The sequence below is a fragment of the Nocardia farcinica genome (assembly GCF_001182745.1).
Taxonomy (GTDB): Bacteria; Actinomycetota; Actinomycetes; order Mycobacteriales; family Mycobacteriaceae; genus Nocardia; species Nocardia farcinica.
Window position 1 is genome coordinate 869,330 of sequence record NZ_LN868939.1, and the last position, 24,977, is coordinate 894,306.

Here is a 24,977-nt window from a genome sequence, read left to right on the forward strand (position 1 = left end):
CGGATGTTCACCGATGCGTTCCCTGCGAATCGACTACGGCGTCTAGCGTGCCGCCGTCAGCTGTGTTCGGTGTGCCGGAGCGGGCGGCCCGCGTGCCGCGGTGCCGTCGTCACCGGCCACCGGACCGCTCAGCCCAGTCAGGAGTGATCGTGACCCCGAAGCCTCTCGCCCTCTTCGTCGCCCACGACGGCCGCTCGTCCCGCTCCGCGGTGACCTGCGAATACAAGTGCGCCAACGCCTGCTTCCACGAGGCGCCCAACACCTCCGGCGGTGAGTACTTCGGCGACATCGTCAGCTCCCTCAACCGGCGCGGCCTGCTCAAGGGCGGTGCGGCGGCGGTGCTGGCGGTCGGCGCGGCCGGCGTGCTCGCGGCCTGTGGCGACGACGAGCCCGCCCCGGCGGCGTCGGCGGGTGATCCGGGCACCGGCACCGATTTCACCGCGGTCACCCCCAACACCGAGGACGCGGTGGTCATCCCCGAGGGCTACGAGCAACAGGTGGTGATCCGCTGGGGCGACCCGATCTTCCCGGACGCCCCCGCCTTCGACTTCGAGAACCAGACCGCGGCCGCGCAGGCCCGACAGTTCGGTTACAACAACGACTTCGCCGCTCTGCTGCCCGTCGAGGGCCAGGCCAACCGGTACCTGCTGGTGGTCAACCACGAGTACACCACCGGCCCGCAGATGTTCCGCGGCTACGACAAGAACGCGCCGACCGACGAGCAGATCGCGATCACGCTGGCCGCGCACGGTCTGTCGGTGGTGGAGGTCGAGGGCGAATCCGGTTCGGGCAGGCTGAAGCCCGTCTTCGGCAAGTACAACCGCCGCATCACCGCGACCACCGAATTCACCCTCACCGGTCCGGCCGCGGGCAGCGACCTGGTCAAGACCTCCGCCGACCCGACCGGCACCAAGGTCGCAGGCACCTTCGCCAACTGCGCGGGCGGCGTGACGCCCTGGGGCACCGTGCTCTCCGGCGAGGAGAACTTCCACGGCTATTTCGCCAACGGCGACAAGGTCACCGAGCCCACCGCGGCCGCCCGCCTGAAGCGCTACGGCTTCGCCGAGGGCGCCACCGCCAACCACTGGGAGCGCGCCGACAAGCGCTTCGATCTGGCGCAGGAACCCAACGAGGCCAACCGATTCGGCTACGTCGTCGAGGTCGACCCGTGGGACCCGGCATCGACACCGGTCAAGCACACCGCGCTGGGCAGGCTCAAGCACGAGGGCGCCACCATCCACGTGACCGCCGACGGTTCCGTGGTCTCCTACACCGGCGACGACGAGCGCTTCGACTACATGTACAAGTTCGTGTCGTCGCGCAAGATCCAGCCGGGCACGGGTGCGGCGAGCAGGCGCGCGAACATGACCATCCTCACCGCGGGAACCCTCTACGTCGCCAAGCTCACCGGCGACCACGCGGACAAGATCGACGGCTCCGGCACGCTGCCCTCGGACAAGGGCTTCACCGGCACGGGCCGGTGGATTCCGCTTCTCGAATCCGACGGTGACGGCAAGGGCCGCTCGCTGGTGGAGGGCATGACCGCCGAGGAGGTGGCGGTGTTCACCCGCCTGGCCGCCGACAAGGTGGGCGCCACCAAGATGGACCGCCCCGAGGATTTCGAGGCCAACCCGGTGACCGGCAAGGTGTACGTCGCGTTGACCAACAACGACAACCGCGGCAAGGAGGGCAAGGCCGCCGCCGACGAGGCCAACCCGCGCAACCTCAACAAGAACGGCCAGGTCCTCGAGATCGACGACGACCATACCGGCACCGAGTTCACCTGGTCGCTGCTGCTGGTCTGCGGTGATCCCAAGGCTGCCGACACCTACTACGCCGGTTTCGACAAGGACAAGGTCAGCCCGATCTCCTGCCCGGACAACCTGGCCTTCGACCAGTACGGCAACCTGTGGATCTCCACCGACGGCAACGCGCTGAAGTCCAACGACGGCCTGTTCTCGGTGGTGCTCGAGGGGGCCGCCCGCGGCGAGACCAAGCAGTTCCTCACCGTGCCGCGCGGCGCGGAGACCTGCGGGCCGATCGTCACCGAGTCGCGGGTGCTGGTCTGCGTGCAGCATCCCGGCGAGGAGGACGACGCGACGCCGGACAACCCCGCCTCGCACTGGCCCGACGGCGGCAGCGCGCAGCCGCGGCCCTCGGTGGTCGCGGTGTGGCGTGCCGGTGGCGGGCGGATCGGCGTCTGACCCGGCGGGTCAGCTGCTGCCGAACAGCCCGCCCATGTTGGCGTAGCGGGCGAAATCGCCCTGGGCGCCGCTGTAGACGTTGAGGTCGGTCGGGCCCGCGATGCCGGGCACCGACCCGCTGTCGGTGGTCTGCCAGAACGTCCAGGTCGGCCAGCCGCCCGGCACCTCGGGCTGCGCGTTGCCCCGGTAGTCGGCGATCCACAGCGGATAGCCGGTGAACTGGTCGGTGTCGGCCATGGCGGTGCGCCAGAACGTCGGATAGGTGTAGATGATCGGCACCCGGCCGGTCAGGGCGCGCACGGTGTTCAGGTAGCGGTGCGTCCAGTCGATGAGGGCGGCCGGGGCCAGCCCGCCGGAGTGTTCCAGGTCGAGCACCGGCGGCAGGTCCAGCGGGCCGTTCTGACCGAGCACGGTCGCGGCGTAGAGCGCGGCCTGCGGCTCGGGCGGCAGCTCGGGGCGGGCGTAATGGTAGGTGCCGCGGGCGACACCCGCGGCCCGCATGAGCAGGCTGTCCGGCACGAAATAGGGGTTGACGTAGCCGAGGCCCTCGGTCGCCTTCACCATGGCGAAATCGTGGCCGGCGCGCTTGACGGCGAACCAGTCGATCAGCCTGCCGTCGATGTGCTGCCAGGAGGACACGTCGGGTCCGGTCGGTGCGGCCGCCGCGGGTGCGGTCGCGGCGAGGAGGCCGCCGAGGGTGAGCGCGGACAACGCCAGGGCGCGGGTCGATCTGCGGGAGCTGCGGTCCATGCCGGACGACGATAGCCACGGCGACGCGCGGGTGACCAGCACCGCGCGCGAGTGTTGCCCAGTGTTCACTCCACGGCGTGCACTCCCTTCGGCGCTCACTCCCGTCGGGGTTCACTCCCGTCGGCCGACCCGTTCCGCCGGGCCGCGTATTGATCGCCGCGGTAGTCCAGCAGGGCCGCCGTCCACCCGGGTAGGCCGCCCGGCACCGGCCACGCCATCGTGCGCTCGTGGCCGTAGGCGAACCGGGCCATCCCCGCGCTCATCCGCGCGGTGACGTCGCGGCGTTCCCGCTCGTCGCGCAGCCCGGCCAGCACCCGGCGCTGATGATCGATGGCGCCGAGGATCGCGTCGGTCTGCTTCTGCATGCTCCAGCCACGCGCGAGCACGATCGAGGCGGGTTCGTGCCCCTCGGCCAGGGCCGCCACCGCACGGTCGTGCCCGTCGAGGATCACCCAGCCGTCGAAGCCCGACACCTCCCACAGCAGCACCGGCGCCAGCGTGCCCGCCCGGGCTCGCCGCCGCGCCGCCGCCAGCTCCGGTGCGTCCGGATCGGTGAGCGGCCGCAGCGGGATGATCGCGGTGCAGCCGCGCCGCCAGGCCAGGTAACCGCCCGGCCAGTCGCGGATGAACTCGCCGTGCCAGGTGCCGTGGGTGAGCGTCGACCGGTATTCGAGCAGCCAGCGCCCCGGGTGCAGCGGCCCGTTGTCGGCGGCGGAGAGCGCATCGGCGAACCCGGACAGCCACTGCTGCTCGGTGCCCGTCTCCGCGGGGTCCAGCGGTGGCAGCGGCGAGCGGTAGCCGACCCGGCGGAACAGCTCCACGCCGGTCCGATCGCCGTCGATGCGGCCGAGCAGGATCGCCCGCCCGCACTGGCGCAACAGCATCCGATCGGTGCCTGCCACCTCCATGTGCAGCGGCGGCGGCAGCAGCGGGCCCGTCGAGGTCAGGACGACGGCGTCGTCCAGGTCCTGTCTTCGCATGGGTCAGCCGAGCCAATCCAGTACCGAGGCGGCGGTCCAGGACTGCTGCATGCTGCCCAGCGGCTCGCCGGTGAACGGCTCGTAGTACTCGGCGAAGCTGCCGTCACTGGCCTGGCGAAGGCCCTCCGCGCGCAACATGAAAGCCCGCTCGGCCCAGCCGCGGCGGGCGAACACCCAGGAGAACAGCCAGCTCATCACCGGCCAGACCGGGCCGCGCCAGTACTCACGCGGCCGGAAATCCCGCGAGACCGGCGAGGTGGACGGCGGCAGCGCGTACCGCAGATCCGGGTGCCCGCAGAAGCGCGGGCCCTCGAACAGGCGCAGCAGACTGCGTTCGGTGTCGCGCGGCAGGCCGCCGCACAGCAGCGGCGCGAAGCCGGCCAGCGTCTCGGTGCCGATCCAGCGCCCCAGCCGCACGTCGTAGTCGCGGGCCACCCCGGTGCGCGCATCGGTCGTGGCGATCACCCCGGCGCGGAACCGCTCCGCCCACCCGTGCAGCTCGCGCACGTCGGCGTTGGGCTGCTTGTACTCCTCGCCGATGTGGGCGAGCACCTCGCAGGCCAGCGCGAAGATCGCCGTGACGAACACGTCCTGCACCGCGAAGCTCATGGTGGAAGCCAGCTGGTAGTCGTCGTAGCCCGCGCGGCGCATCTGTTCGACCAGCCACAGGTACCGGTCGTACTCGCGGTCGGTCGGACGCTGCGTCGGATCGGACACCACCAGCACGTCGGCGCGGCGGTAGGGCGGCAGATCGCCGGGCACGACATTGTCGTAGGCACGGTCCCAGCGCGGCGAGTTGTCCATCCCGGACTCCCAGCCGTGATAGAGCGTGATGCGCCCGCTCTCCTTGGGGTCACGCGCGGTGGCCAGCCAGCGATGCCAGCGCACCAGATCCGGCCAGCGGCGGTTGAGGAATTCCTCGGCGATCGCCCGGGTGGTGCGGCCGTGCCTGCGGGAATGGTCGAGGATGCGCTGTACTGCGATGGCGTGCACCGGCGGCTGGGTGATCCCGGAGGTGTCGAAGTGCTCGGGGGCGTTGGCGGCCAGCGCGCGGCACTCCCAGCGGGCCGGGCCGGGGAAATAACCGTCCACGCCGTTGGCGAACACGATGTGCGGGATCATCCCGTTCTTCCACTGCGCCGACAGCAGCGTGTCCAGTTCGACGACCGCGCGTTCGACACTCAGCGGCGCCAGCCCGACGGCGACGAAGGCCGCGTCCCAGCTCCACATGTGCGGATACAGCCGCGGCGCCGCGCTGGTCATCGTGCCCAGGTCGTTGCCCCGCAGCAGATACGCGGCGCGTGCCGCGAGCTGGGTGGGGGTGAAACCCGGATGTGCCATCCCCCTATTCTGCGGTGCGACCGGCAAGTACGCCTGTTCAGCGGTGGGTTCGTCCGGTACGTGCCGGTTCTCGACCGGCCGATGTGCGGCGGTTGTCACTTCTCGCGTTGCCCCGTCCCTGGCGATGGATTGGTTCCGGTATCCGCATCGTCGGGCGGCGCCGCCGTGCTACGCGATCGGCACACTACCGTGGGGCCCATGACGACCGCTGTGACGAGCCTGCCGAAGCCCACCGCGTTGATCACCGGCGCCAGCCGCGGTCTCGGCGCCGCCATCGCGCGCGAACTCGCGCCGACCCACGACCTGCTGCTCGGCGCCCGCACCGCCGACTCGCTGCGCGCGGTGCTCGACGAACTGCCCGGCGCGAGCGCCTGGCCGGTGGAACTGACCGACTACGAAGCGGTCGCCGCCGCCACCGAACCCATCCGCCGCCTCGATGTGCTCGTGCACAACGCGGGCGTCGCCGACCTCGGCACCATCGCCGAATCCTCGGTGGCGCAATGGCGTACCACGCTGGAGGCCAACCTGATCGCGGTCGCCGAATTGACCAGGCTGCTGCTGCCCGCCCTGCGCGCGGCCGAAGGCCATGTGGTGCTGATCAATTCGGGCGCCGGGCTGCGCGCCAACGCGGGCTGGGGCTCCTACGCCGCGAGCAAATTCGGCCTGCGCGCCTTCGGTGACGCGCTACGCCTGGAGGAACCGACGCTGCGGGTCACCTCGGTGCATCCGGGCCGCATCGACACCGACATGCAGCGCGCGATCGTCGCCGACGAGGGCCGCGAATACCGACCCGAGGAATTCCTGACCCCCGAGACCGTCGCCCGCGCCGTCCGCCACGCGGTGGAGACTCCGCGCGACGGGCATCCCACCGAGATCGTGCTCCGCCCGACGCCGCCGCGCTGACTCGACACCGCCGGATAACCGGATGGTTGCGCGGAATCCGCCACCGACTCACCTATCATCCGTACCGTGCCGCGGGACCGGTCGTGAGCCCCGGCGCGCCGGCGGCGAGCATGCGAGGTGGGGATGGTGGAGAGGCGACAGCTGCTGTCGATGATCGCGGCGGGCACCGCCCTGTTGCTGACTGGTTGCACTGCGGCGAGTGAGGCCGCCGACAGTGCCGTCGACGCCGCCGCGCCCCCGTGCCGCCCGCGCCCCCAGAGCCGCCGGCCCCGCTGCTGCCGCCCCCGCCGGGCGGCCCGCGCACGCCCATCGGCCGCACCACCATCACCGCGCTGCCCGGCCCCGGCACCAACCTCGCCCTCACCGTGGACGACGGTGCCAGCCCCGAGGTGGTGGGCGCCTACCTCCGGTTCGCCCGCGACACCGGCGCCCGCTTCACCTTCTTCGTCACCGCGCACTACGAGTCGTGGACCATCCACCGCGCCGAACTGGCGCCGCTGGTGGAATCCGGGCAGATCCAGCTCGCCAACCACACCTGGAGCCACGCCGACCTCACCGCCGTCTCGCGGACGGCCGTCGCCGAGGAACTGTCGCGCGCACAATCGTTCCTGCGCAACACCTTCGGCGTGGACGGCACGCCCTACTACCGGCCACCCTTCGGCAGGCACAACGCCGCGGTCGACGCGGTCGCCGCCGATCTCGGCTACACCGTGCCGACCATGTGGTACGGCTCGCTGTCGGACTCCGGCCTGATCACCGAGGAGTTCCTCGTCGAATGCGCGCACCGCTGGTTCAACCCGCAGGCCATTGTCATCGGCCACGCCAACGCGCCCACCGTCACGAAATGCTACGGGCAGCTCGTGGACATCATCCGTGCGCGCAACCTGTCGATGGTCACGCTGAACGACGTCCTGGAACCGCCCGCGTAAACGGGGGCACCGGGGCGGCCTGCGTGGTGGCGCTGCGCTGCCGCCTCCGGCCGCTGACCGCTCAGGATGTGCCAACCCCCGGTCAGGCGACGATGTTCACCAGGCGGCCGGGGACGACGATCAGCTTGCGCGGGGTGGCGCCGGCGAGCAGGGCCGCGATCTTCTCGTCGGCCAGTGCGGCGGCCTCGATGGCGGCGTTGTCGGCGTCGGCGGGCACCTGGATGCGGCTGCGCACCTTGCCGTTGACCTGGATCGGGTACTCGACCGTCTCCTCCACCAGCCACGCCGGATCGGCCACCGGGAACGGACCGTGCGCCAGGGATTCGCTGTGCCCCAGGCGTTCCCACAGTTCCTCGGCGACGTGCGGCGCCAGCGGGGCCAGCATCAACACCAGCGGCTCGACGGCCGCGCGCGGCGTGCCGTTCGGGTAGCTCTTGGTGAGATGGTTGGTCAGCTCGATCAGCTTGGCCCCGGCGGTGTTGTCGCGCAGCGCGGCGAAATCCTCGTCGACGCCCGCGATCGTCCGGTGCAGGAAGCGCAGCGTCTCGTCGGTCGGCGCGTCCTCGGTGACGCGGCTCGCGCCCGTCTCCTCGTCCACCACCAGTCGCCACACCCGCTGCAGGAACCGGTGCGCGCCCACGACGTCCTTGGTCGACCACGGCCGCGAGGTGTCCAGCGGACCCATCGACATCTCGTAGAACCGGAAGGTGTCCGCGCCGAACTGGTCGCACACCTCGTCGGGGGAGATCGCGTTCTTCAGCGATTTGCCGATCTTGCCGTACTCCTGGGACACCTCGATCTCGGTGCCGGTGGCATCGGTCCAGAAGAACGCGCCGTCGCGCTCCACCACCTCGGCGGCCGGCACGTAGGCGCCGCGCGGGTCGGTGTAGGCGTAGGCCTGGATGTAGCCCTGGTTGAACAGCCGCCGGTAGGGCTCACTGCTGCTGACGTAGCCCAGGTCGAAGAGCACCTTCTGCCAGAACCGCGCGTAGAGCAGATGCAGCACGGCGTGTTCGACGCCACCGACGTAGAGGTCCACCCCGCCCGGGTCGTCCGGGCCGTGCTCGGCGGTGCGGGGGCCGAGCCAGTACTGCTCGTTCTCCTTGGCGCAGAACGCGTCCGCGTTGGTGGGGTCGGCGTAGCGCAGCTGGTACCAGGAGCTGCCCGCCCAGTTCGGCATGACGTTGGTGTCGCGCCGGTACTTCTTGGGCCCGTCGCCCAGATCCAGCTCGACGTGCACCCAGTCGGTGGCCTTCGCCAGCGGCGGCGACGGCTCGGAATCGGCGTCGTCGGGGTCGAAGGTCACCGGGGCGAAGTCGTCCAGCTCCGGAAGCCGCACGGGCAGCATGGATTCCGGCAGCGCGTGCGGGGCGCCGTCCTCGTCGTAGACGATGGGGAACGGCTCGCCCCAGTACCGCTGGCGCGCGAACAGCCAGTCGCGCAGCTTGTACTGGATGGTGCCGGTGCCGTGCCCGTCGGCCTCCAGCCTGCCGATGACGGTGGCCTTGGCCTCCTCCACCGACAGCCCGTTCAGGTAGTCGGAGTTCACCAGCTCGCCCTCACCGGTGTGCGCGGCGGCGGTGATGTCGCCGCCGGAGATCACCTCCACGATCGGCAGGCCGAAGGCGGTGGCGAATTCCCAGTCGCGCTGGTCGTGGCCGGGCACCGCCATGATCGCGCCGGTGCCGTAGCCGCTGAGCACGTAGTCGGCGATGAAGATCGGCACCCGCGCGCCGTTGACCGGGTTGACCGCGTGCACGCCGAGGAAGACGCCGGTCTTCTCCTTGTTCTCCTGCCGCTCCAGATCCGACTTGGCCGCGATGGATTTGCGGTACTGCGCCACCGCCTCGGCGGGGGTGGCCGCACCGCCGGTCCAGCGGGGGTCGGTGTCGGCGGGCCACTGCGCTGCGGCCAGCGCGTCGACCAGGTCGTGCTCGGGCGCCAGCACCACGTAGGTGGCGCCGAACAGGGTGTCCGGGCGGGTGGTGAACACCTCGATCTGCCCGGCCGGGGAGTCGAAGCGCACCTGCGCGCCGCGCGAGCGGCCGATCCAGTTGCGCTGCATGGCCTTGACGTTCTCCGGCCAGTCCAGCAGGTCCAGGTCGTCGACCAGGCGGTCGGCGTAGGCGGTGATGCGCATCATCCACTGCCACAACCGCTTACGGAACACCGGGAAGTTGCCGCGCTCGCTGCGGCCCTCCGCGGTGACCTCCTCGTTGGACAGCACCGTGCCCAGGCCGGGGCACCAGTTCACCATCGAATCCGTCTGGTACACCAGGCGATAGGAATCGATCACGGCGGCACGCTCGGCCTGCGACATGCTCGCCCAGTCCTTGCCGTCGGGCGCCGGGCGGGCGCCGGAGGCGAACTGTTCCTCCAGCTCGCTGATCGGGCGGGCCCGGTTCAGCTCCAGGTCGTACCAGGCGTTGTAGATCTGCAGGAAGATCCACTGGGTCCAGCGGTAGTACTCGGGGTCGGTGGTCGCGAAGGAGCGGCGGCGGTCGTGGCCGAGGCCGAGCCGGTCCAGCTGCCGCTGCATGGTGGCGATGTTGGATTCGGTGGTGTCGCGCGGGTGCGCGCCGGTCTGCACCGCGTACTGCTCGGCGGGCAGGCCGAAGGCGTCGTAGCCGAGGGCGTGCAGCACGTTGCGCCCGCGCATGCGGTGATAGCGGGCGAACACGTCGGTGGCGATGTAGCCCAGCGGGTGGCCGACGTGCAGGCCCGCGCCCGACGGGTACGGGAACATGTCCTGCACGAACAGCTTGTCCGCGGGCAGCGCCGCCGTCGGCCCGGCGAGCGGCCCGGTGGGGTTCGGGGCGTGGAACGTCCCGCGCTCGAGCCAGCGCTGCTGCCACCGGCGCTCGATGCGGCCCGCGAGCGCGGCGTTGTACCGGTGCTCGGGTACATCGCTTTCGGTTGCACGAGTGTCCTGCACGGTCCTGCCTTCTTGTTTCTCGCCGATATCCCGACAGACGTCGGCTATCAGGGTAGAACGTGGGCTCGACCGGACCGGCAGTCGGGCCGTACCGGCGCTGCGATACCCTGACGTGGTGTTCGTCGTCGCCCTCGTCCTGTTCGTGCTGGCCCTGGTGGCCATCGCAACCGGCCTGCTCGGCCTGACAGGCAGGCTGCCGCGCAACCGGTTCGTCGGGGTGCACACCGAAGCCGCTCTCAGCTCCGAGCAGACCTTCCGCATCGCCAACCGCGTCGCCGCCCCCACCTCGGTGGGTGCGGGCGCGCTGCTGTTCGCCGGTGGCCTGGTGGTCTTGGCCGCGGGCACCCCGGTCGCCCTCGTGGTCGCGTTCGTCGCCGCGGTGATCGCCCTGTTCACCCTGGGTGCGGGTGCCGACGCGGCAGGCCGGGCCATCGCCGATCTGGTCCCCGCCCAGCCGAGCGGCGCCTGCGGGCAGTCCTGTGGCGCGTGCTCGCTGCGGGAAGCCTGCGGCCCCGCCCACTGACGCGGTTCGCCGACCTGCCCGCGAGTTCCCGGGGCGGCGTAAGCACCACCTCTTGCCCATCCGCAACCCGCGCGTGCTGACGTTCTCGCCGGTACGCTGGTCGTGAGCCCGCTCACAGCGGGTTCGGCACGGGGGAGGTTTCCATGTTCTTCGGCTCGGCGTGCTTCGGTTCGGCGATCGTCGCTCTCGTCCTCGGGGTCGTGCTCGCGGAGGTGCTCCATCCCGCGTTCGGGTGGATTCTGCTCGCGGTGGCCGTGGCGCTCGTGATCGCGGGCACCGTGCGCGGCCGGAACGATCCGCCGGGCGGTCCGCGGCGCGCCGCTTCCCGTCGCTCCGCGCGACGCGCGGCAGGCGGCTGGAGCGCGGGCGGTATCGGCTACTACGGCAGCGGCGGTGACAGCGGTGGCGCCTGGGGCGGTGATTCGGGCAGTGGCGGGTCCGGCGGTGGTTCGAGCTGTGGGGGTGGTTCGAGCTGTGGCGGAGGTTCGGGCTGCGGCGGTGGTTGCGGCGGCGGTTGAACCGTCTCAGGGCGCCAGGCCCGGCGGTGGATCGACGCTGCGGGACAGCGGGCTGCCCGCTGGATTGAGGTACAGCACGAACAGCGTCACCGGATCGCGGCCGCTGTTACGCGCGACGTGGCAGTTGGCGGGCCCGCTCGGCTCGCGGAACACGCGCGGGCGGCGGTAGGTGACGGGCGCGCCGTCGGCGTAGGGATGGTCCAGGGTGCCGCGGGCGACCAGGACGACCAGCGTCCCGTCGTGGTAGTGCCAGCCGCTGCTGCCGCCGGGCGCGATCACGGTGTGGCGCACCACCACCTCCCGCCGGCCCAGCCGCAGCCGCAGCAGCACCCGACTGGCCGTTCCCGTCGCCGGGGCGGGGTTCGGCCGCAGGGCCGGTTCGTATCCCGGAATCACCCGTCTATGGAACCACCGCCGGTGAGCGCGGCGAGCACGGCGCGCCCGGCCGCCGGGTCACCGACGGCGATGCGGGCGCTGCCGTCCGGATAGGCCTTGGCGGTGATTCCGGCCCGGCGCAGCGCGGTGGCGACCCCGGGACCGGGCAGGTAGAGGAAGTTGGCGTGGCTGCGGGGGACCGCGCGACCGCGCGCCCGCAGCGCCGCGCGCAGCCCGTCGCGTTCGGCCGTGATGCGGGCGACCCGGCGGGTGAGTTCCGGCCGGGCGGCGTAGCAGGCGGCGACCGCGGCCGTAGCGGTGGCGGGCACGCCGAAGGGCAGCTGATGGCGCCGGACCGACGCCATCCGCGCTCGATCGCCGAAGGCGTAGCCGATACGCAGCCCGGCCAGCCCGTAGGCCTTGGAGAAGGTGCGCAGCACGAGCACGTTCGGATGCGCGCGCAGGAGGGCGGTGGTGTCGAGCCGGTCGGCGGGCGCGAGGAATTCGACGTAGGCCTCGTCGAGCACGACGGTGACCCGCTCCGGGAGCCCGCGCAGGAAGGCGCGCAGCGCGGCGGCCGTGATGAGCGCGCCGGTCGGGTTGTGCGGGCGGCAGATCACGACCAGGGCCGTCCGTTTGTGCACAGCCATCCCCAGGGCGGCCGGGTCGGGCGCGCCCGCGGCGTCACACGGCACGGGGACCAGGACAGTTCCGGTCATTTCCGCCAGGATCGGATACCCGTCGAATGTCGGTGTCGCGGTGACCAGTTCCGCGCCGGGACCGGCGAGCGCCGCCATGATCTGTGCCGCCACCCCGGTCGCGCCCGCGCCGACGACGACCTGCTCGGGATGCAGGCCGAGGTGCCCGGCGATCAGCTCGGGCAGCGTGCGCGGCCGGAACTCGGGATAGCGGTTCGCCCCGGCCAGCGTCTGCTGTACCGCGTGAAGCACCGACGGCAGCGGCGGATACGGGTTCTCGCTCAACGACAGGTCGAAGCGGCACGGTGGGCGCCGCCCGGACCGGCGCGCCGAGCGCGAGTCCTCGGCCAGGTCCAGGGTCATCGCGGTGCACCCCAGCGCAGCGCCGCCGCGGCGGCGAAGTCACCGGCGTGCGCGAACGCCGCCAGCAGCACCAGCGCGCCCTCGCGCAGTCGTCCCTCCCGGTTCGCGATGTCGAGGGTGACCGGGATGCCCGCGGCGAAGAGGTTGCCGCAACGGTCGAAGGTGTCGGGGTGGCGTTCGGGCGGAAGTTCCAGTGCCTCACGCCAATTGCGCAGGAACAGCCGGTTCGGCTGATTGGTGACGAACGCGTCCACCTCGCGACCCGCGATCCCGAGCCGGTCGCACACCGCCAGCGACACCTCCGGCACCAGCCGGTTCCCGCGCGCGAACACCTTGGCCACCTTCGACTCGGAGAACCGCACGCATCCCTGCCCCTCCCCGGGTTCCCAGTACTTGCGCGCGCCGCCGGTGGAAAACGCCATGTCGCCGGCGAATTCGGGGTAGGTGCGGCATTCGATGTCCAGAATCGGCGCGCGGTCGTCGGCGACGAGCAGCCCGACCCCGCAGCCGTCACCGGGCACCGGCGCCTGCGCCAGCCCGCGGATCTCGGTCTGGGTGAACACCGGTCCCGCGCAGTTCTGGGTGACGGCGATCAGTGCCGTGCGCGCCGAGGTCGTCCGCAGAAGCATCGCGGCGAGGCCCATGAGGTGTATGAACGCCGCACACCCGCCGTTGTGCACGTCGTAGACCCAGCCCGGCCGCATGCCCAGCCTGCGCGCCACCTCCGGGCCGCAGCCGAGCACCGGATTGTCGGGCAGCTGGGTGTGGGTGAGCAGCACGTCGACGCTGGTGAGCAGATCGGAGCCGTGCCGCTCGACCAGCGGGGCGACCGCGCGCTCGACCATGTCCACGGCGGTCTCCTCCCGCCCGACGTGATGGCGCGTGCGCGGGGCGCGGAACATCACGTTGGCGGCCATCCGGTCCGACCGGGAGAACCGGGTGAAGTACTCGGTGCCGACCGGTTCGCCCGGCAGGTAGGACGCGACGTCGGCCAGGCTCACCGGCGGAAGCCCCTGGGGATGGTTGTGGATCATCGCACCGACCTCATTCCATCCAGGACGGCTTCAGCGGAAGCCCGTGCGCGGCACGGTATTCGCAGATGGCCTTGAGATTGTCCAGCTCGAGGCGATGCCCGGCGGAGAACATCTCCCAGAAGTCGCCCACCCAGACCGGCCTGCCGGGCGGTGCGGTGTCCGGATAGGGGTTCTCGTCGTAGAAGGGGTGGCGGCAGTTGTTCCACAGCACCACCGACCCGGGCCGGTTCAGCACCACCTGGGCGTCGACGACCCGCATCAGGTAGATCATCCACAGGTGCTCGCCCTGGTCCCACGCGCAGTGATAGTCGACGGTCATCGCGTGTGGATCGGCCACGGTCCTGGTGTAGATGGTGGTCGCGTCACCGAGCCGGTCGTGGGCGCGCCACAGTCCGGGTTCCGCCGTCTCGGTGAATCCGCGCAGGCTGTAGGTCCATTCCTCCAGCGACCGCGTATCGGCCAGGTACTCGTACACCGCCCGCGGCGGCGCGGCGACGAAATCCTGCACCGGACAGAAGCGCCCGTAGATCTGATCGTGCGGATACACCGACCGCAGCATGTCCATGATGATCGGGGTGGTGGCCTCGCGGTCGGAGTTCTCGATCCGCAGGATGCCCGGTACGTCGTCGGGGAGGTCGCTGAGGGCGGGCAGGGCACTGGTGGTCACGGTGATCTCCTCGGGAGGTCGTGGAAGGGGGCGAAGGGCGGCATCTCGTCGGGGTCGCAGACGATTTCGAGGAAGGCGGGGCCGTGGTCGGGCAGGCAGACCGGCAACGCGGCGGCCAGTTCGGCCGGCGTGCGCGCGGTGCGCACCGGCAGGCCGGGGAACATCGCGGCGATGCCAGCGCCCAGGTGGGCGGGCCGGAAACGGTTGTAGCTGTATCGGTCTCCGTAGTAGACCTGCTCGCGGGTGACGCACATCGCGTGCGCGTTGTTGTTCAGCACCACCACGGTGACCGGCAACCCGTACTCGACGGCGGTGTGCACCTCCATGCCGTGCATGTAGAACGCGCCGTCGCCGGCGATCACCACGGTGCGCCTGCCGCGAGCGAACGCCGAGCCGATCGCGGAGCCGAACGCATACCCCATGCCGCCCATCCCCAGCGCCACCGTGAACCGGCCGTCGGGCGGCACGCGCAGGTGATGGACCACCGCCGCGCCGGTGTTGCCCGCGTCGCAGACCACGTCGGTGCCGGTCGGCAGCGCATCGGAGAGCTGTTCGACCAACGCGCGATAGCGCAGACCGGGCCCGCTCGCCGGCGGGACGTCCATCGCGGTCAGCCGGATGCCCGGCCGTGGCGTCGGCGCCCGCGCGGCCGCGGTCCGGCATCCGGTGTCGGCGCCGAACTCCTCGGCCAGCTCGGCCAGGGTGACGGCCAGATCGGTGCTGGCGGCGTGCCGGGCGGGCAGGAACGGCGAGGACGCGCCGACGCTCACCAACGGGATCGCCGCCAGCTGCTCGGTGAGCCCGGCCCGCGCGGTCACCGTCATGGTGGCGCCGACCAGCAGGCACACCGCGCCGGTGCGTAGCGCCGCCGCCGCCTCGGCGTGGCCCATCGTGCCGACCACGCCGCAGAAACCGGGGGCGGTGTCGTCGTAGCAGTACTTCGCCTCGGGGGTCACCGCGACGGCGGCGTCCAGTGCCCCGGCCAGGGCGGCCAGCTCGGCGCGCGCGTCGTCACGGGCGACCTGATCGCCCGCGACGATCACCACCTTGCCCAGCCGCCGGGCGGTGTGCAGCATGGCCCGCACGTGCTCCAGCCCGGCGCGATCGTGCACGTGCCGCGGCTCCAACGGCACCGGCACACACGGGTAGCCCTCGGCCTGCTGAACGTCCTTGGGCAGCAACAGCACCGCGGGACCGCCCTGTCGCGCCGCCGTGACCGCGCGGTCGAGCCGGACCGGCAGCTCGCGCGGGGAGTCGACCCGGGCGCAGTAGCGGCTGATCGAACCGAACAGAACGGCCGCGTCGATCGTGCCCGCCGCCCCGCTGGTGTCCTGGAACGCGCCGCGCCCGGCCAGCCCGGTGGGCGGCTGGCCAACCAGGGCCAGCACCGGCACCCGCGAGGCGAACGATTCGGCCAGTCCGGCAACGAGATTCATGGCGCCACCGCCGGAGGTCGCCGCCACCACCCCGAAGCCGGTGGCGCGCGCGTACCCGTCGGCCATGGTGGCCGCGGAGAACTCGTGCTTGGCGATCACACCGGTGACGGGTGAGTCGTACAGCGCGTCGTAGAGATCCTCGATGTTGGCGCCGTCCACCCCGAAGACGTGGCGCACGCCCAGGTGCGCGAGGGTGTGCACCAGCTGGTCGGCTACCCGGTCCGGCATGGGCGGCTCCTTCCGCGCGCGGTCCGCGTTCAGGAGGTACACGGGCGGGATGGGTGGCCGGTTCACGGGAATCCGAGCCCGGGTCTTGCGTCTACGTATACATCTACATATAGTTGGTTCATGCCCAACAAGACGATCTACGTCGCCGACGACGATCTCCCGCTGTTCCAGCGCGCGCAGGAGTTGGTCGGCGGCAACCTGTCCGGCGCGGTGGTGACGGCGCTGCGCCGCTTCATCGAGCTGGAGGAGGGTCGCCAGGAAGGCTACGAGGAGGTCGTCCTCAAGGTCGGCCACAACGGGGTGCGCCAGGTGCGCTTCGCGGGCACCCTGCTCACCGAGTGGCGCGAGATGGGCGACGAGGGGTTCGCGCGCATCCGGGTCTACCGCAGCCGCAAGGGCAAGTTCGTCCTGCACACCCAGGACTCGAAGTGGTCGGACTACCCGACCACCGACAACTGGAACTGGCGGCGGATGCTCGGCATCGGCGACCCGGACTGGGGCGAATTCGTCCTGACCATCGTCGATTCCGTGTCCGAATTGAAAGGCAAGCTGCCGGACCCGCTCTACGAGCGGGTCGTCGACGTCACCGAACATCCGAAGATCGAGGACCTCGACATCTGAGCCGACGCGCGGCAGAGACTCGCGCCCAACCACACATCCAGACCACACCGCGCCCCGGGGCGTGGTGGCGATGAAACATGCGTTTATTCGAATTCAACTATGAAAGGACCATCCGATGAGGGACACCCAGCGCGCGCCGGCGATCTCGGCGCGCGGGCTGTGCAAGAGTTTCGGTGAGCAGGTGGTGCTCGACGGCATCGACCTCGCCGTCGCGCCCGGCACCATCTTCGCCCTGCTCGGCCCCAACGGCGCGGGCAAGACCACCACCGTGCAGATCCTCACCACATTGATGCGCGCGGACGCCGGTGAGGTCAGGGTCGGCGGTTTCGACGTGGCGGCCGAACGCACCGAAGTCCGCGGGACGATCGGGGTGACCGGTCAGTTCGCCGCGGTCGACGAACTGCTCACCGGCCGGGAGAACCTGCTGCTCATGGCCGACCTGCACCACCTGCCCCGCGCCGAGGGCAAGCGGCTGGCCGACGAACTGCTGACCCGCTTCGACCTCACCGAGGCGGCCGACAAGACCGCCGCCACCTACTCCGGCGGCATGACCCGCCGTCTCGATCTGGCGATGACCCTGGTCGGCGACCCGCGCATCATCTTCCTCGACGAGCCGACCACCGGCCTCGACCCGCGCAGCAGGCGCGACATGTGGCAGATCATCGCCGACCTGGTCACCGACATGGGCGTCACCGTCTTCCTCACCACCCAGTACCTCGAGGAGGCCGATCAGCTCGCCGACCGCATCGCGGTGCTGAACCACGGCCGGATCGTGGCCGAGGGCACCGCCGCGGAGCTCAAGCGACTGGTGCCCGGTGGACACATCCGGCTCGACTTCGCCGACGCCACGAGCCTGCGCAGCGCCGCCGGTGTGCTCGACGGCGCCCGCGTCCTCGACGGCGAGGGCGGCGGGTTCACCCTGGCGGTGCCCAGCGACGGCGGCGTGCGTTCGCTGCGCGCGGTGCTCGACCGGCTCGACGCCGCCCGTGTGGAGGTCGACGGATTGTCCGTGCACACCCCCACCCTCGACGACGTCTTCCTCACCCTCACCGGCGCACCGACCGCCGACACCACCTCGAAGGAGGCCCTGCGATGAGCGCGACCGCACTCACCGATTCGATGACCATGCTGCGGCGCAACCTCGTGCACGCCAAGCGCTACCCGAGCATGGTGTTCAGCGTCGTGCTGATGCCGGTGGTGCTGTTGCTGGTGTTCGTGTTCGTCTTCGGCGGCGCGCTGGAGAAGTCCTCCGGCGGCAACTACATCGACTACCTCACCCCCGGCATGCTGCTGATGATCCCGGCCTACCTCACCGCCTCGGTGGCCGTCTCGGTCTCCACCGACGTCACCAAGGGCATCGTCAACCGGTTCCGCACCATGGCGATCGCGCCCTCGTCGATGCTCACCGGGCACGTCTTCGGCACGGTGCTGCTCGGCATGCTCGGCACCGTGGTGATGATGGCGGTGGCGTTCCTGGTCGGCTGGCGGCCGCAGGCGAACCCGCTGGAATGGCTGGCCGTGTTCGGTCTGCTCGCCCTGCTGGTGTTCGCCCTGGCCTGGTTGTCGGTCGCGCTGGGACTGCTCTCGCCCAACCCCGAGGCCGCCAGCAACGCCGTCTTCCCGGTCATCATGCTGCCCTTCCTCGGCAGCGGCCTGGTCGCCACCGACACCATGCCGGTCGGCATGCGCCAGTTCGCCGAGTACCAGCCCTTCACCCCGATCACCGAGACCGTGCGCGGGCTGCTGATGGGCACCGAGATCGGCGGCCAGGGCATCGCCGCGCTGGCCTGGTGTGTCGGGCTCGGACTCGCCGGCTACCTCTGGTCGGCGCGGATCTTCGCCAAGCAGGCGGGCTGATCACCCCGCCGCGCGACGACATGCCCCACGGGTACGCACCCGTGGGGCATGTTCTCGTGCGCCGGGGCGGTCACACGTCGCCGGTGAGCAGCACGCGGTTCGTCTCCGCCGAGGTGATCTCCACCCGGCGCACCTGCTCGGGGGCAAGATCGACGCTGCTGTCGACGGTGAGCGAGGTGCCCGGGCCCGCGGGCCATTCACCCAGGTCGACGCGGCTGCCGTCGGCGCCGATCACCGCGAGCCGGTAGCGGCGGGTGTAGGCCTGCTCGCCCGCGCCGTAGTCGCAGGTCATCACGACACGGGTGCGATCGCCGTCGGCGAGCAGCCGGAAACTCGCCGCGATCGGCGTCGGCTCCACCGGACTCATCGACCGTTCCGCCAGCACCTGTTCGGCGGTGACCGGCGGGGCGGGCTGCTCGCGACCGGCCAGCACCGGCACGGCGATCGCGACGGCGGCGGCCGCACCCGCGAGCGCGGCGCCCACGGCGACCCAGCGGCTGCGTCGCCTGCGCCGCTCCGCAGCGGCGGCCAGCGTCGGCAACAGGTCGGGGGCGGCGGGCGCCGGCGCCCGTTCGTCGCTCGCGCCGATCATCGCCTCGGCGGTGTCGGCGTCCACCAGGGCGAGCATGCCGGGCAGACCGGCGAGTTCGGTCACCGCCGCGCGGCACACCGGGCAGCCCGCCAGATGCTCCTCGTACTCGCGGCGTTCGGCACTGCCGAGTGCACCGAGCACGTACGCCGCGTCCCACGTCGTGTAGTCGTCGGCGATCTCGGTCATCGGTCGGTCACCCCCATCTCCTGCAAGGCCAGCCGCAGCGCGCGCATCCCGTAGTGCATCCGCGACTTTACCGTGCCCGCGGGAATGTCGAGCTCGGCCGCGATCTGGTTGGTCGACAGGCCGCGATAGTAGGCGCGCACGATCACCTCCCGGTGGTCGGCGCTCAGTCCGCCCAGCGCGTCGGCGACGAGCCAGCTGTCCAAGGCACGATCCGAGCGGTCCGGCTCGGCCTGCTCCGGCGGATTGTCGGTGCGGAACTCGCGACGGTTGCGCGCGCTGCGGAAATCGTCGACCACCAGGTTCCTGGCCACGGTGAACAACCACGCCCTGGCCGAGGTGGTCGACTGGTCCAGCACGCTCGGGCGCTGCCAGGCGCGCAACAACGTCTCCTGCACGATGTCCTCGGCCCGGCCCGCGTCGCGCACCAGGCCCAGCGTGTACCGCCACAGCGCGGGCGCGTGCTCGCGATAGAGCACCCGCATCAGTTCGGCCTGGTCGTCGGGCATCGATCACCTCCCGCCCATCCCACGACGCGGGAGGCTCCCCGGTTCACCCGGCGTCGCTCAGTTCCGTTCGACCTCGATCGGGTGGGTGGCCAGCAGCGACATCGGCAACGGCTGGCGGCGGAGCACGTCGGCCCACAGGTCGGGGCGCGCCGCGCTGATCGGATCCGTGGGCAGCGCGGACAACACGATCCAGTCCTCGTTGTCCAGCTCGCCCTCGAGCTGGCCGAAGGTCCACCCGGCATATCCGGCGAACACCCGGATGCCCTCGACCAGCGGTGCGATGCGCTCGGGATCGGCGGCCAGGTCGACGAGCACGACCCGGCCATCGATGCGGCGCAACCCGGGCACGCCCGCGGTGGAGGCACCCACCTTCAGCGTGCCGAGGCACAGTGCGGCGTCGCGTTTGACCGGTCCACCGAAGTAGAGCGTGCCCGGGTCGGCCGCCAACGCCGACCAGCGCGGCAGCACGTCGGCGAGCGAGGTCTCGCTGGGCCGGTTGATCACCACGCCGAGACTGCCCGAGTCGTTGTGCTCCATGATGTAGACGACCGAGCGGCGGAACGTCGGCTCGGTCAGATCGGTGGCGGCCAGCAGCAACGTCCCGGCGCGGACCACCTGCTCGCCGCCGCGGAATTCGCGCCGTCGCCGGTCGCCGTGCCCGCCCTGAGTTTTCCGCTCGTCCGGGTCGTCTGCGCGTGCCACACCGACATCATCGCAGTTTGTCGGGCGAAGTGCTCGCCCCTGTCGGTGCCGATCCGGTCGCGGATCTAGAGTCGGGCGTATGCAACCGCCCGAGGTCGTGCTCGAGAACGCCGACGCCGTCTACGACTACTACCGGGATCACCGCCAGAACCGGCTCCAGGCCTGGGCGGCGTACGCGCTGCTGGGACGGCGCTTCCACCCGCGCATCCACTACGCGGGCCAGGCCGAGCAGAAGGTGCGGGAGCTGCTGCGTTCCGGGCGGCCGACGATCTTCGCGATCAACCACCTGTCGCGGCTGGACCCCTACACGGTCGCGGCGGCGGCCTGGCGCAGCCCGCTGCGCCGGATCATCGGCCGGGTACGCGTGCTGGCCAAGGACGAGTTGTTCGTCGACCCCGCTCAGCGCCGCAAGGTCGACATGATGGGCGGCATCCCGGTGTTCCGCGGCAAGGACCACGGCATCCGGGCGGTGAACGCGGCGGGACAGCAGATGATGGACATCTGCGCGCAGCGGCTGGCCCGTGGCGACCACCTGGCGATCTTCCCCGAGGGCACCTGCAACGAGGTCGATCCGAGCCGGGTGCAGGCCGTCGGCAGCGGCATCGGGCACATCGCCTTCCGCGCCATGAAACTGGGTGCGCAACCCGCACTGGTGAGCCTGGCGCTGAGCTACGGTCCCCGCCCGCCCGGTGCGGGCGAGCCCGGCAAGGAGGAGGTGAAGTCGGCGAGCTTCTACTTCGGCATGCCGGTCACCGAGCTGCCCGCCAAGCCGGCCGAGATCGCGCGCCTGGTGCGCGCGGATCTGCAACAGGCCGTCGACGGCGCCGTCGCGAACTACTGACCGGGGCCGCTACTGCGGCAGCCCCATCCGCTGCCTGGCCCACTGCGGCACCGAGGCGATGTACTCGGTGTGCGTCTCGACGAAGTGGCGCACCATCGGGCACAGCGGCAGCACACCGAAACCCTCGGCGCGGCTGGCGCTCAATGCCGCGCCCACCAGCTGTTTCGCGTAGCCCCGGTGTTCGTAGCCGGGATGGATCTCGGTGTGCACGAAGGCGCGTTCGGAGGCCGTGTCCTGGTATTCGGCGTAGCCGGCGAGGTCGCCGTCGACGAAGATCTCGAAACGTTCCAGTGCGGGATTGATGCGGACCTCGGTCGACATGGTTCGACGCTACTCCGCCGGGGCGCGACACGAGACATCGCGACGCGCACGAGTGGGAAATCTCCCGGTCGACTTGTCTGCGCGTGCCGGGCCGATCAGAATGCTCTGTGGCCGAGAGGTACGAAAGATGATGAGGACACGGCTGTTCCGGGCGGTTTCGGCCCTGACCGCGGTGGGCGCCGTCGGTGCGTCGCTGCTCTGCGCAGTCGCGACCGCCGCGCCGGGACCGGTGTTCGGGGACTGCCCCGAGGGCGCGGTCACGCCCGGCGTCGGGGTGCGCTGCGCGGTGGTGAGCGTGCCGATGAACCATGCCGAACCCGACGGTCCCCGAATCGAACTCACCGTCAGCCGCATCGCCGCCTCGGGCGAGCGCCGCGGCGCGCTGTTCACCAACCCCGGTGGCCCGGGTGTCGACGCGCTCGACTTCTGGGCGCAGCGGCTGTCCGCCGTACCCGCCGAACTCGTCGAGCACTACGACCTGCTGGCCGTGCAGCCGCGCGGGCTGCGCTGGGCCACGCCGTTGGCCTGCGCGGTGGATGCGGCCGCCCCCGGCCAGGTCTCGACCACCGACGAGGAACTGAAGCGGGCCTGCGACGCCGCCCAGCCCGGCTACCTCGACACCATCACCACCGAGAACACCGCGCGCGACCTGGATGCGGTGCGCGCCGCGCTCGGCCTCGACCGGATCGACTACCTGGGCACCTCCTACGGCACCTACCTGGGCGCGGTGTACGCCACGCTGTTCCCGGATCGGGTCGGCCGCACGGTGCTCGACTCGAACGTGCACCCGGGCTGGATCTGGACCGAGGAATTCGCCCAGCAGCAGGCCGCGGGCAAGCAGCGCATGGACGACCTGTTCGGCTGGATCGCCGAACGTGACGCCGAATACCACCTGGGCAGTACGCCGTTGCAGGTCTACCGCACCTGGGTGCGGCTGGTCTCGGCGCAGGGCGGCGGCTGGTACGCCAATCTCACCCCGCCGCCCGCGAGCGTCGCCGACTTGCCGGGCGATCTGCCCGAGCCGCTGGCCGAGATCGCCCGCGACGGTTTCAACGGCACGGTCGAGCACCTGGTGAAGGTGCAGAACTTCCTGCGCACCTTGGTGTCCGGCGGCGCCTCGGCCCAGGTACCGCTGATCGGGGCGACGTCGGTGGCCACCTACACCCGCGCGTTCTGGCCGACTTTCGCCGAGGCGATGGCCGCCGCGAACGCCGACCCGGCGAACGTGGCCCGGCTGCGCGCCATCGCCGGTGCGACCGCGACCGATCCCACCGGGCGTTTCGTGTTCTCCGCCATCACCTGCAACGAGAACGCCGTACCCGGCAGGCCGGAGATGCTCGGCGCGGCGGTGGGCACCATCGCCTCGGGCGGCAACGCCCTGGACGCGCGCGCCGATCTGGTGCGTTCCGGGATGAGTTGCGGCACCTGGAAGCCGGTCACCACGCCGGTGCCGATCGACGGCTCGGGCCTGGCGACCACGCCGCTGCTGCTGCAGAGCCGCAACGACGCGCTCACCCGCTACGAGGGCGGACCGGCGATGGCGCGGGCGCTCGGCGGTGCCCTGGTCACCGTCGAGGGCGGCGACCACGGCACCTTCGGGCGCGGCAACCCGGCCGTCGACGAGGCCGTGCTCACCTATCTCCGCACCGGTGAGGTGCACGCGACCGTGCTCCCCGAGGCACCGCTGCCCGGCTGAGCAGCCCGCCTCGGCGAAATTCCCCCCGGCGGTCGAGAATGGCCCGATGACCTCCGTGCCCCGCGTGCTGCTCGCCCCGGACAAGTTCAAGGGCTCGCTGACCGCGCCCGCGGTGGCCGACGCGCTCGCCCGCGGCATCCTCGCGGTCGCACCCGCGGCCGATCTGCGCCGGGTGCCGGTGGCCGACGGCGGTGACGGCACCGTGGACGCGTTCGTCGCCGCGGGGTGGCGGCGGGTGCGGTTGACCGCGCCCGGGCCCACCGGGCAGCCCACCGACGCGTGTTACGCCGTGCGCGGGGACACGGCGGTGGTGGAACTGGCCGCAGTGGTCGGGCTGACGAAACTGCCCGCGCGACAACCCGATCCGCTGGGTGCGAGCACCTTCGGCCTCGGGGTGGTGATCGCCGATGCGGTGGCGGCCGGTGCCCGTGAGATCGTGCTCGGTCTCGGCGGCAGTGCGTCGAGCGACGGCGGCGCGGGAATGCTCCAGGCGCTGGGCGCGCGGATCCTGGACGCGCACGGGCGCGAGGTGGGCCGGGGCGGTGCGGCACTGGCCGCGGCGGCGCGGTTCGATCCCGCCGAGCTGCCCGGCAGGCTGGCCGGGGTGCGGTTCACCCTCGCCTGCGACGTCGACAATCCGCTGCTGGGTGCCAACGGCGCGGTGCGGGTCTACGGCCCGCAGAAGGGCGCCGGCGTCGGTGATCGAGCGATCCTCGAAGCGGCACTGGCGAATTGGGCGCAGGTGGTCGATCCGTCCGGTGCGGGCCTGCCCGGTGCGGGGGCGGCGGGCGGCACGGGTTTCGCGGCCCTGACGGTGCTCGGCGCCCGATTCCGCAGCGGTATCGAGGTGATCCTGGAGCTGTTGGGGTTACCGGCGCTGCTGCCGGGCGTGGGCCTGGTGATCACCGGGGAGGGTTCGCTGGACGAGCAGAGCCTGCACGGCAAGGCACCGATCGGGGTGGCGGACGCGGCCGGGGCGGCGGGCGTGCCCGTGGTCGCCGCCGTCGGCCGGGCGCTCCTGCCCGCCGATCGCCTGCGCGCCGCCGGTTTCACCGCCTGCTACGCGCTCACCGACCTGGAGCCGGACCCGCGGCGCTGTGTCGAACAGGCGGCCGCGCTGCTGGAACGCCTCGGGGCGCGAATCGCCGCGGATCACCTGCGCTGAGCCCGAATACGTGACGCCGCCGGGCACGCGACACCGCCGAGTGCGCCGCACCGCGGAGTACGCGCTGCCGCCGGGCACGCGACGCCGCCGAGTGCGCCGCACCGCGGAGTACGTGACGCCGCCGGGCACGCGACGCTGCCGGGCACGCGACGCCGCCGAGTACACCACGCCGCCGAGTACCCCCACGCCGCTGTACTCGGCGGCAGGCGGGGTTCAGCAGCTGGCGGCGAGCCTGCCCAGTACGGTGTCGCGGTGCCGTTCGCCCCAGGCCTCGAGCGGGCGCAGCGCGAGTGCGAGGTCCTCGCCGAGCGGGGTGAGCGAATACTCCACGCGCGGCGGGATCTCCGCGTACACCTCCCGGCACACCACCCCGCTCGCCTCGAGCTGGCGCAGGTTCTCGGTGAGCACCTTCTCGCTCACGCCGTCGAGCAGCCGCCGGATCTCGCCGAAGCGCCGCGGCCCCTCGCCCAGCACCCACATCAGGTGCAGCTTCCACTTGCCCCCGACCACATCGATCGCCACGGACATGCCGCACACATCGTGAGCCGTGTCACTGCTGCTGTCCACACCGGCCTCCTGACCATATTTCGGACCTCGGGGTAAGCA

At 71.5% G+C, this 24,977-nt stretch carries 25 protein-coding genes; 11 read left to right on the top strand and 14 right to left on the bottom strand.

The annotated features are described in order from the left end of the window. Positions 1–149: 149 nt before the first annotated feature. The gene (locus AMO33_RS21035) at positions 150–2,204 is read left to right on the top strand and encodes a PhoX family protein (RefSeq protein WP_060595075.1); all 2,055 of its coding nucleotides are present in this window, start codon (positions 150–152) and stop codon (positions 2,202–2,204) included. A gap of 9 nt (positions 2,205–2,213) precedes the next feature. Here AMO33_RS21035 and AMO33_RS21040 read toward each other — a convergent pair whose 3' ends face one another. The 3 genes from AMO33_RS21040 to ggh all read right to left on the bottom strand — a co-directional run bounded on the left by AMO33_RS21040 (position 2,214) and on the right by ggh (position 5,275). Continuing rightward, positions 2,214–2,954 (bottom strand): glycoside hydrolase family 25 protein, encoded by a 741-nt coding sequence (locus AMO33_RS21040; protein ID WP_041560500.1) that lies wholly within the window; start codon positions 2,952–2,954, stop codon positions 2,214–2,216. A 95-nt stretch (positions 2,955–3,049) separates the two neighbouring features. Further along, positions 3,050–3,934, bottom strand: a complete 885-nt coding sequence (locus AMO33_RS21045; protein WP_011212062.1) for a hypothetical protein — start codon at positions 3,932–3,934, stop codon at positions 3,050–3,052. A 3-nt stretch (positions 3,935–3,937) separates the two neighbouring features. Further along, positions 3,938–5,275, bottom strand: coding sequence for a glucosylglycerate hydrolase (ggh, locus tag AMO33_RS21050; protein ID WP_060593982.1), 1,338 nt, complete (start codon positions 5,273–5,275; stop codon positions 3,938–3,940). A 198-nt stretch (positions 5,276–5,473) separates the two neighbouring features. On the opposite strand from ggh, the gene AMO33_RS21055 reads away from it, so the two are divergent. Both AMO33_RS21055 and AMO33_RS21060 read left to right on the top strand, forming a co-directional pair. Then, positions 5,474–6,178 carry an SDR family oxidoreductase gene (locus tag AMO33_RS21055; RefSeq protein ID WP_060593983.1) on the top strand — a complete coding sequence of 235 codons (705 nt, stop codon included), beginning with the start codon at positions 5,474–5,476 and terminating at the stop codon, positions 6,176–6,178. Between the two features lie 239 nt (positions 6,179–6,417). Next, positions 6,418–7,107: a polysaccharide deacetylase family protein gene (locus AMO33_RS21060; protein ID WP_314826569.1), complete on the top strand. Its 690-nt coding sequence runs from the start codon at positions 6,418–6,420 to the stop codon at positions 7,105–7,107. Positions 7,108–7,189: 82 nt separating this feature from the next. Here the strand turns inward: AMO33_RS21060 and leuS are convergent, their stop codons facing one another. After that, entirely contained in the window at positions 7,190–10,042 is a 2,853-nt protein-coding gene (gene leuS / locus AMO33_RS21065) for a leucine--tRNA ligase (protein WP_060593984.1), read from the bottom strand. 115 nt (positions 10,043–10,157) lie between these two features. On the opposite strand from leuS, the gene AMO33_RS21070 reads away from it, so the two are divergent. Then, entirely contained in the window at positions 10,158–10,565 is a 408-nt protein-coding gene (locus AMO33_RS21070; RefSeq protein ID WP_060595076.1) for an SdpI family protein, read from the top strand. A 143-nt stretch (positions 10,566–10,708) separates the two neighbouring features. Further along, on the top strand, positions 10,709–11,083 hold the full coding sequence (locus AMO33_RS21075; protein ID WP_076573740.1) for a hypothetical protein: 375 nt from the start codon (positions 10,709–10,711) through the stop codon (positions 11,081–11,083). A 6-nt stretch (positions 11,084–11,089) separates the two neighbouring features. Here the strand turns inward: AMO33_RS21075 and AMO33_RS21080 are convergent, their stop codons facing one another. The 5 genes from AMO33_RS21080 to AMO33_RS21100 are packed head-to-tail and all read right to left on the bottom strand — an operon-like array spanning position 11,090 to position 15,884. Then, positions 11,090–11,479, bottom strand: coding sequence for a cupin domain-containing protein (locus tag AMO33_RS21080; RefSeq protein WP_060593985.1), 390 nt, complete (start codon positions 11,477–11,479; stop codon positions 11,090–11,092). Beyond that, complete coding sequence (locus AMO33_RS21085) at positions 11,476–12,519, bottom strand: aminotransferase class I/II-fold pyridoxal phosphate-dependent enzyme (protein WP_060593986.1); 1,044 nt, start codon at positions 12,517–12,519, stop codon at positions 11,476–11,478. Before AMO33_RS21085 ends, AMO33_RS21080 begins: the two co-directional genes overlap by 4 nt. After that, positions 12,516–13,553, bottom strand: coding sequence for a 3-oxoacyl-ACP synthase III family protein (locus tag AMO33_RS21090; protein ID WP_060593987.1), 1,038 nt, complete (start codon positions 13,551–13,553; stop codon positions 12,516–12,518). The genes AMO33_RS21085 and AMO33_RS21090 overlap by 4 nt, the downstream gene beginning before the upstream one ends. A 10-nt stretch (positions 13,554–13,563) precedes the next feature. Beyond that, on the bottom strand, positions 13,564–14,220 hold the full coding sequence (locus AMO33_RS21095; protein ID WP_060593988.1) for a hypothetical protein: 657 nt from the start codon (positions 14,218–14,220) through the stop codon (positions 13,564–13,566). Continuing rightward, positions 14,217–15,884 carry a thiamine pyrophosphate-binding protein gene (locus tag AMO33_RS21100; protein ID WP_060595078.1) on the bottom strand — a complete coding sequence of 556 codons (1,668 nt, stop codon included), beginning with the start codon at positions 15,882–15,884 and terminating at the stop codon, positions 14,217–14,219. The genes AMO33_RS21095 and AMO33_RS21100 overlap by 4 nt, the downstream gene beginning before the upstream one ends. 120 nt (positions 15,885–16,004) lie before the next feature. Between AMO33_RS21100 and AMO33_RS21105 the strand changes: the two genes are divergently transcribed. From AMO33_RS21105 to AMO33_RS21115, 3 genes are all read left to right on the top strand, one after another. Further along, entirely contained in the window at positions 16,005–16,505 is a 501-nt protein-coding gene (locus AMO33_RS21105) for an EXLDI protein (RefSeq protein ID WP_060593989.1), read from the top strand. 115 nt (positions 16,506–16,620) lie between these two features. Further along, positions 16,621–17,601 (top strand): ATP-binding cassette domain-containing protein, encoded by a 981-nt coding sequence (locus AMO33_RS21110; protein ID WP_060593990.1) that lies wholly within the window; start codon positions 16,621–16,623, stop codon positions 17,599–17,601. Beyond that, a complete protein-coding gene (locus tag AMO33_RS21115; protein WP_060593991.1) occupies positions 17,598–18,362 on the top strand; it encodes an ABC transporter permease in 765 nt (254 codons plus the stop codon). Before AMO33_RS21110 ends, AMO33_RS21115 begins: the two co-directional genes overlap by 4 nt. 70 nt (positions 18,363–18,432) lie before the next feature. Here AMO33_RS21115 and AMO33_RS21120 read toward each other — a convergent pair whose 3' ends face one another. The 3 genes from AMO33_RS21120 to AMO33_RS21130 are packed head-to-tail and all read right to left on the bottom strand — an operon-like array spanning position 18,433 to position 20,348. Beyond that, entirely contained in the window at positions 18,433–19,140 is a 708-nt protein-coding gene (locus tag AMO33_RS21120) for a zf-HC2 domain-containing protein (protein WP_060593992.1), read from the bottom strand. Next, positions 19,137–19,646 (bottom strand): sigma-70 family RNA polymerase sigma factor, encoded by a 510-nt coding sequence (locus AMO33_RS21125; protein WP_011212046.1) that lies wholly within the window; start codon positions 19,644–19,646, stop codon positions 19,137–19,139. The genes AMO33_RS21120 and AMO33_RS21125 overlap by 4 nt, the downstream gene beginning before the upstream one ends. Positions 19,647–19,703: 57 nt before the next feature. Beyond that, positions 19,704–20,348 (bottom strand): YqgE/AlgH family protein, encoded by a 645-nt coding sequence (locus tag AMO33_RS21130; RefSeq protein WP_011212045.1) that lies wholly within the window; start codon positions 20,346–20,348, stop codon positions 19,704–19,706. 79 nt (positions 20,349–20,427) lie between these two features. Between AMO33_RS21130 and AMO33_RS21135 the strand changes: the two genes are divergently transcribed. Beyond that, positions 20,428–21,189 (top strand): lysophospholipid acyltransferase family protein, encoded by a 762-nt coding sequence (locus tag AMO33_RS21135; protein ID WP_060593993.1) that lies wholly within the window; start codon positions 20,428–20,430, stop codon positions 21,187–21,189. Between the two features lie 9 nt (positions 21,190–21,198). On the opposite strand, the gene AMO33_RS21140 is transcribed toward AMO33_RS21135, so the two are convergent. Further along, positions 21,199–21,510, bottom strand: a complete 312-nt coding sequence (locus AMO33_RS21140) for a GNAT family N-acetyltransferase (protein ID WP_011212043.1) — start codon at positions 21,508–21,510, stop codon at positions 21,199–21,201. A gap of 127 nt (positions 21,511–21,637) precedes the next feature. On the opposite strand from AMO33_RS21140, the gene AMO33_RS21145 reads away from it, so the two are divergent. Together AMO33_RS21145 and AMO33_RS21150 are read left to right on the top strand one after the other, a co-directional pair. Further along, positions 21,638–23,206, top strand: a complete 1,569-nt coding sequence (locus AMO33_RS21145) for an alpha/beta hydrolase (RefSeq protein WP_060593994.1) — start codon at positions 21,638–21,640, stop codon at positions 23,204–23,206. 46 nt (positions 23,207–23,252) lie between these two features. Further along, the gene (locus AMO33_RS21150) at positions 23,253–24,371 is read left to right on the top strand and encodes a glycerate kinase family protein (protein ID WP_060593995.1); all 1,119 of its coding nucleotides are present in this window, start codon (positions 23,253–23,255) and stop codon (positions 24,369–24,371) included. A 213-nt stretch (positions 24,372–24,584) separates the two neighbouring features. Here the strand turns inward: AMO33_RS21150 and AMO33_RS21155 are convergent, their stop codons facing one another. Further along, positions 24,585–24,938, bottom strand: a complete 354-nt coding sequence (locus AMO33_RS21155) for a winged helix-turn-helix transcriptional regulator (RefSeq protein ID WP_011212040.1) — start codon at positions 24,936–24,938, stop codon at positions 24,585–24,587. Positions 24,939–24,977 lie beyond the last annotated feature (39 nt).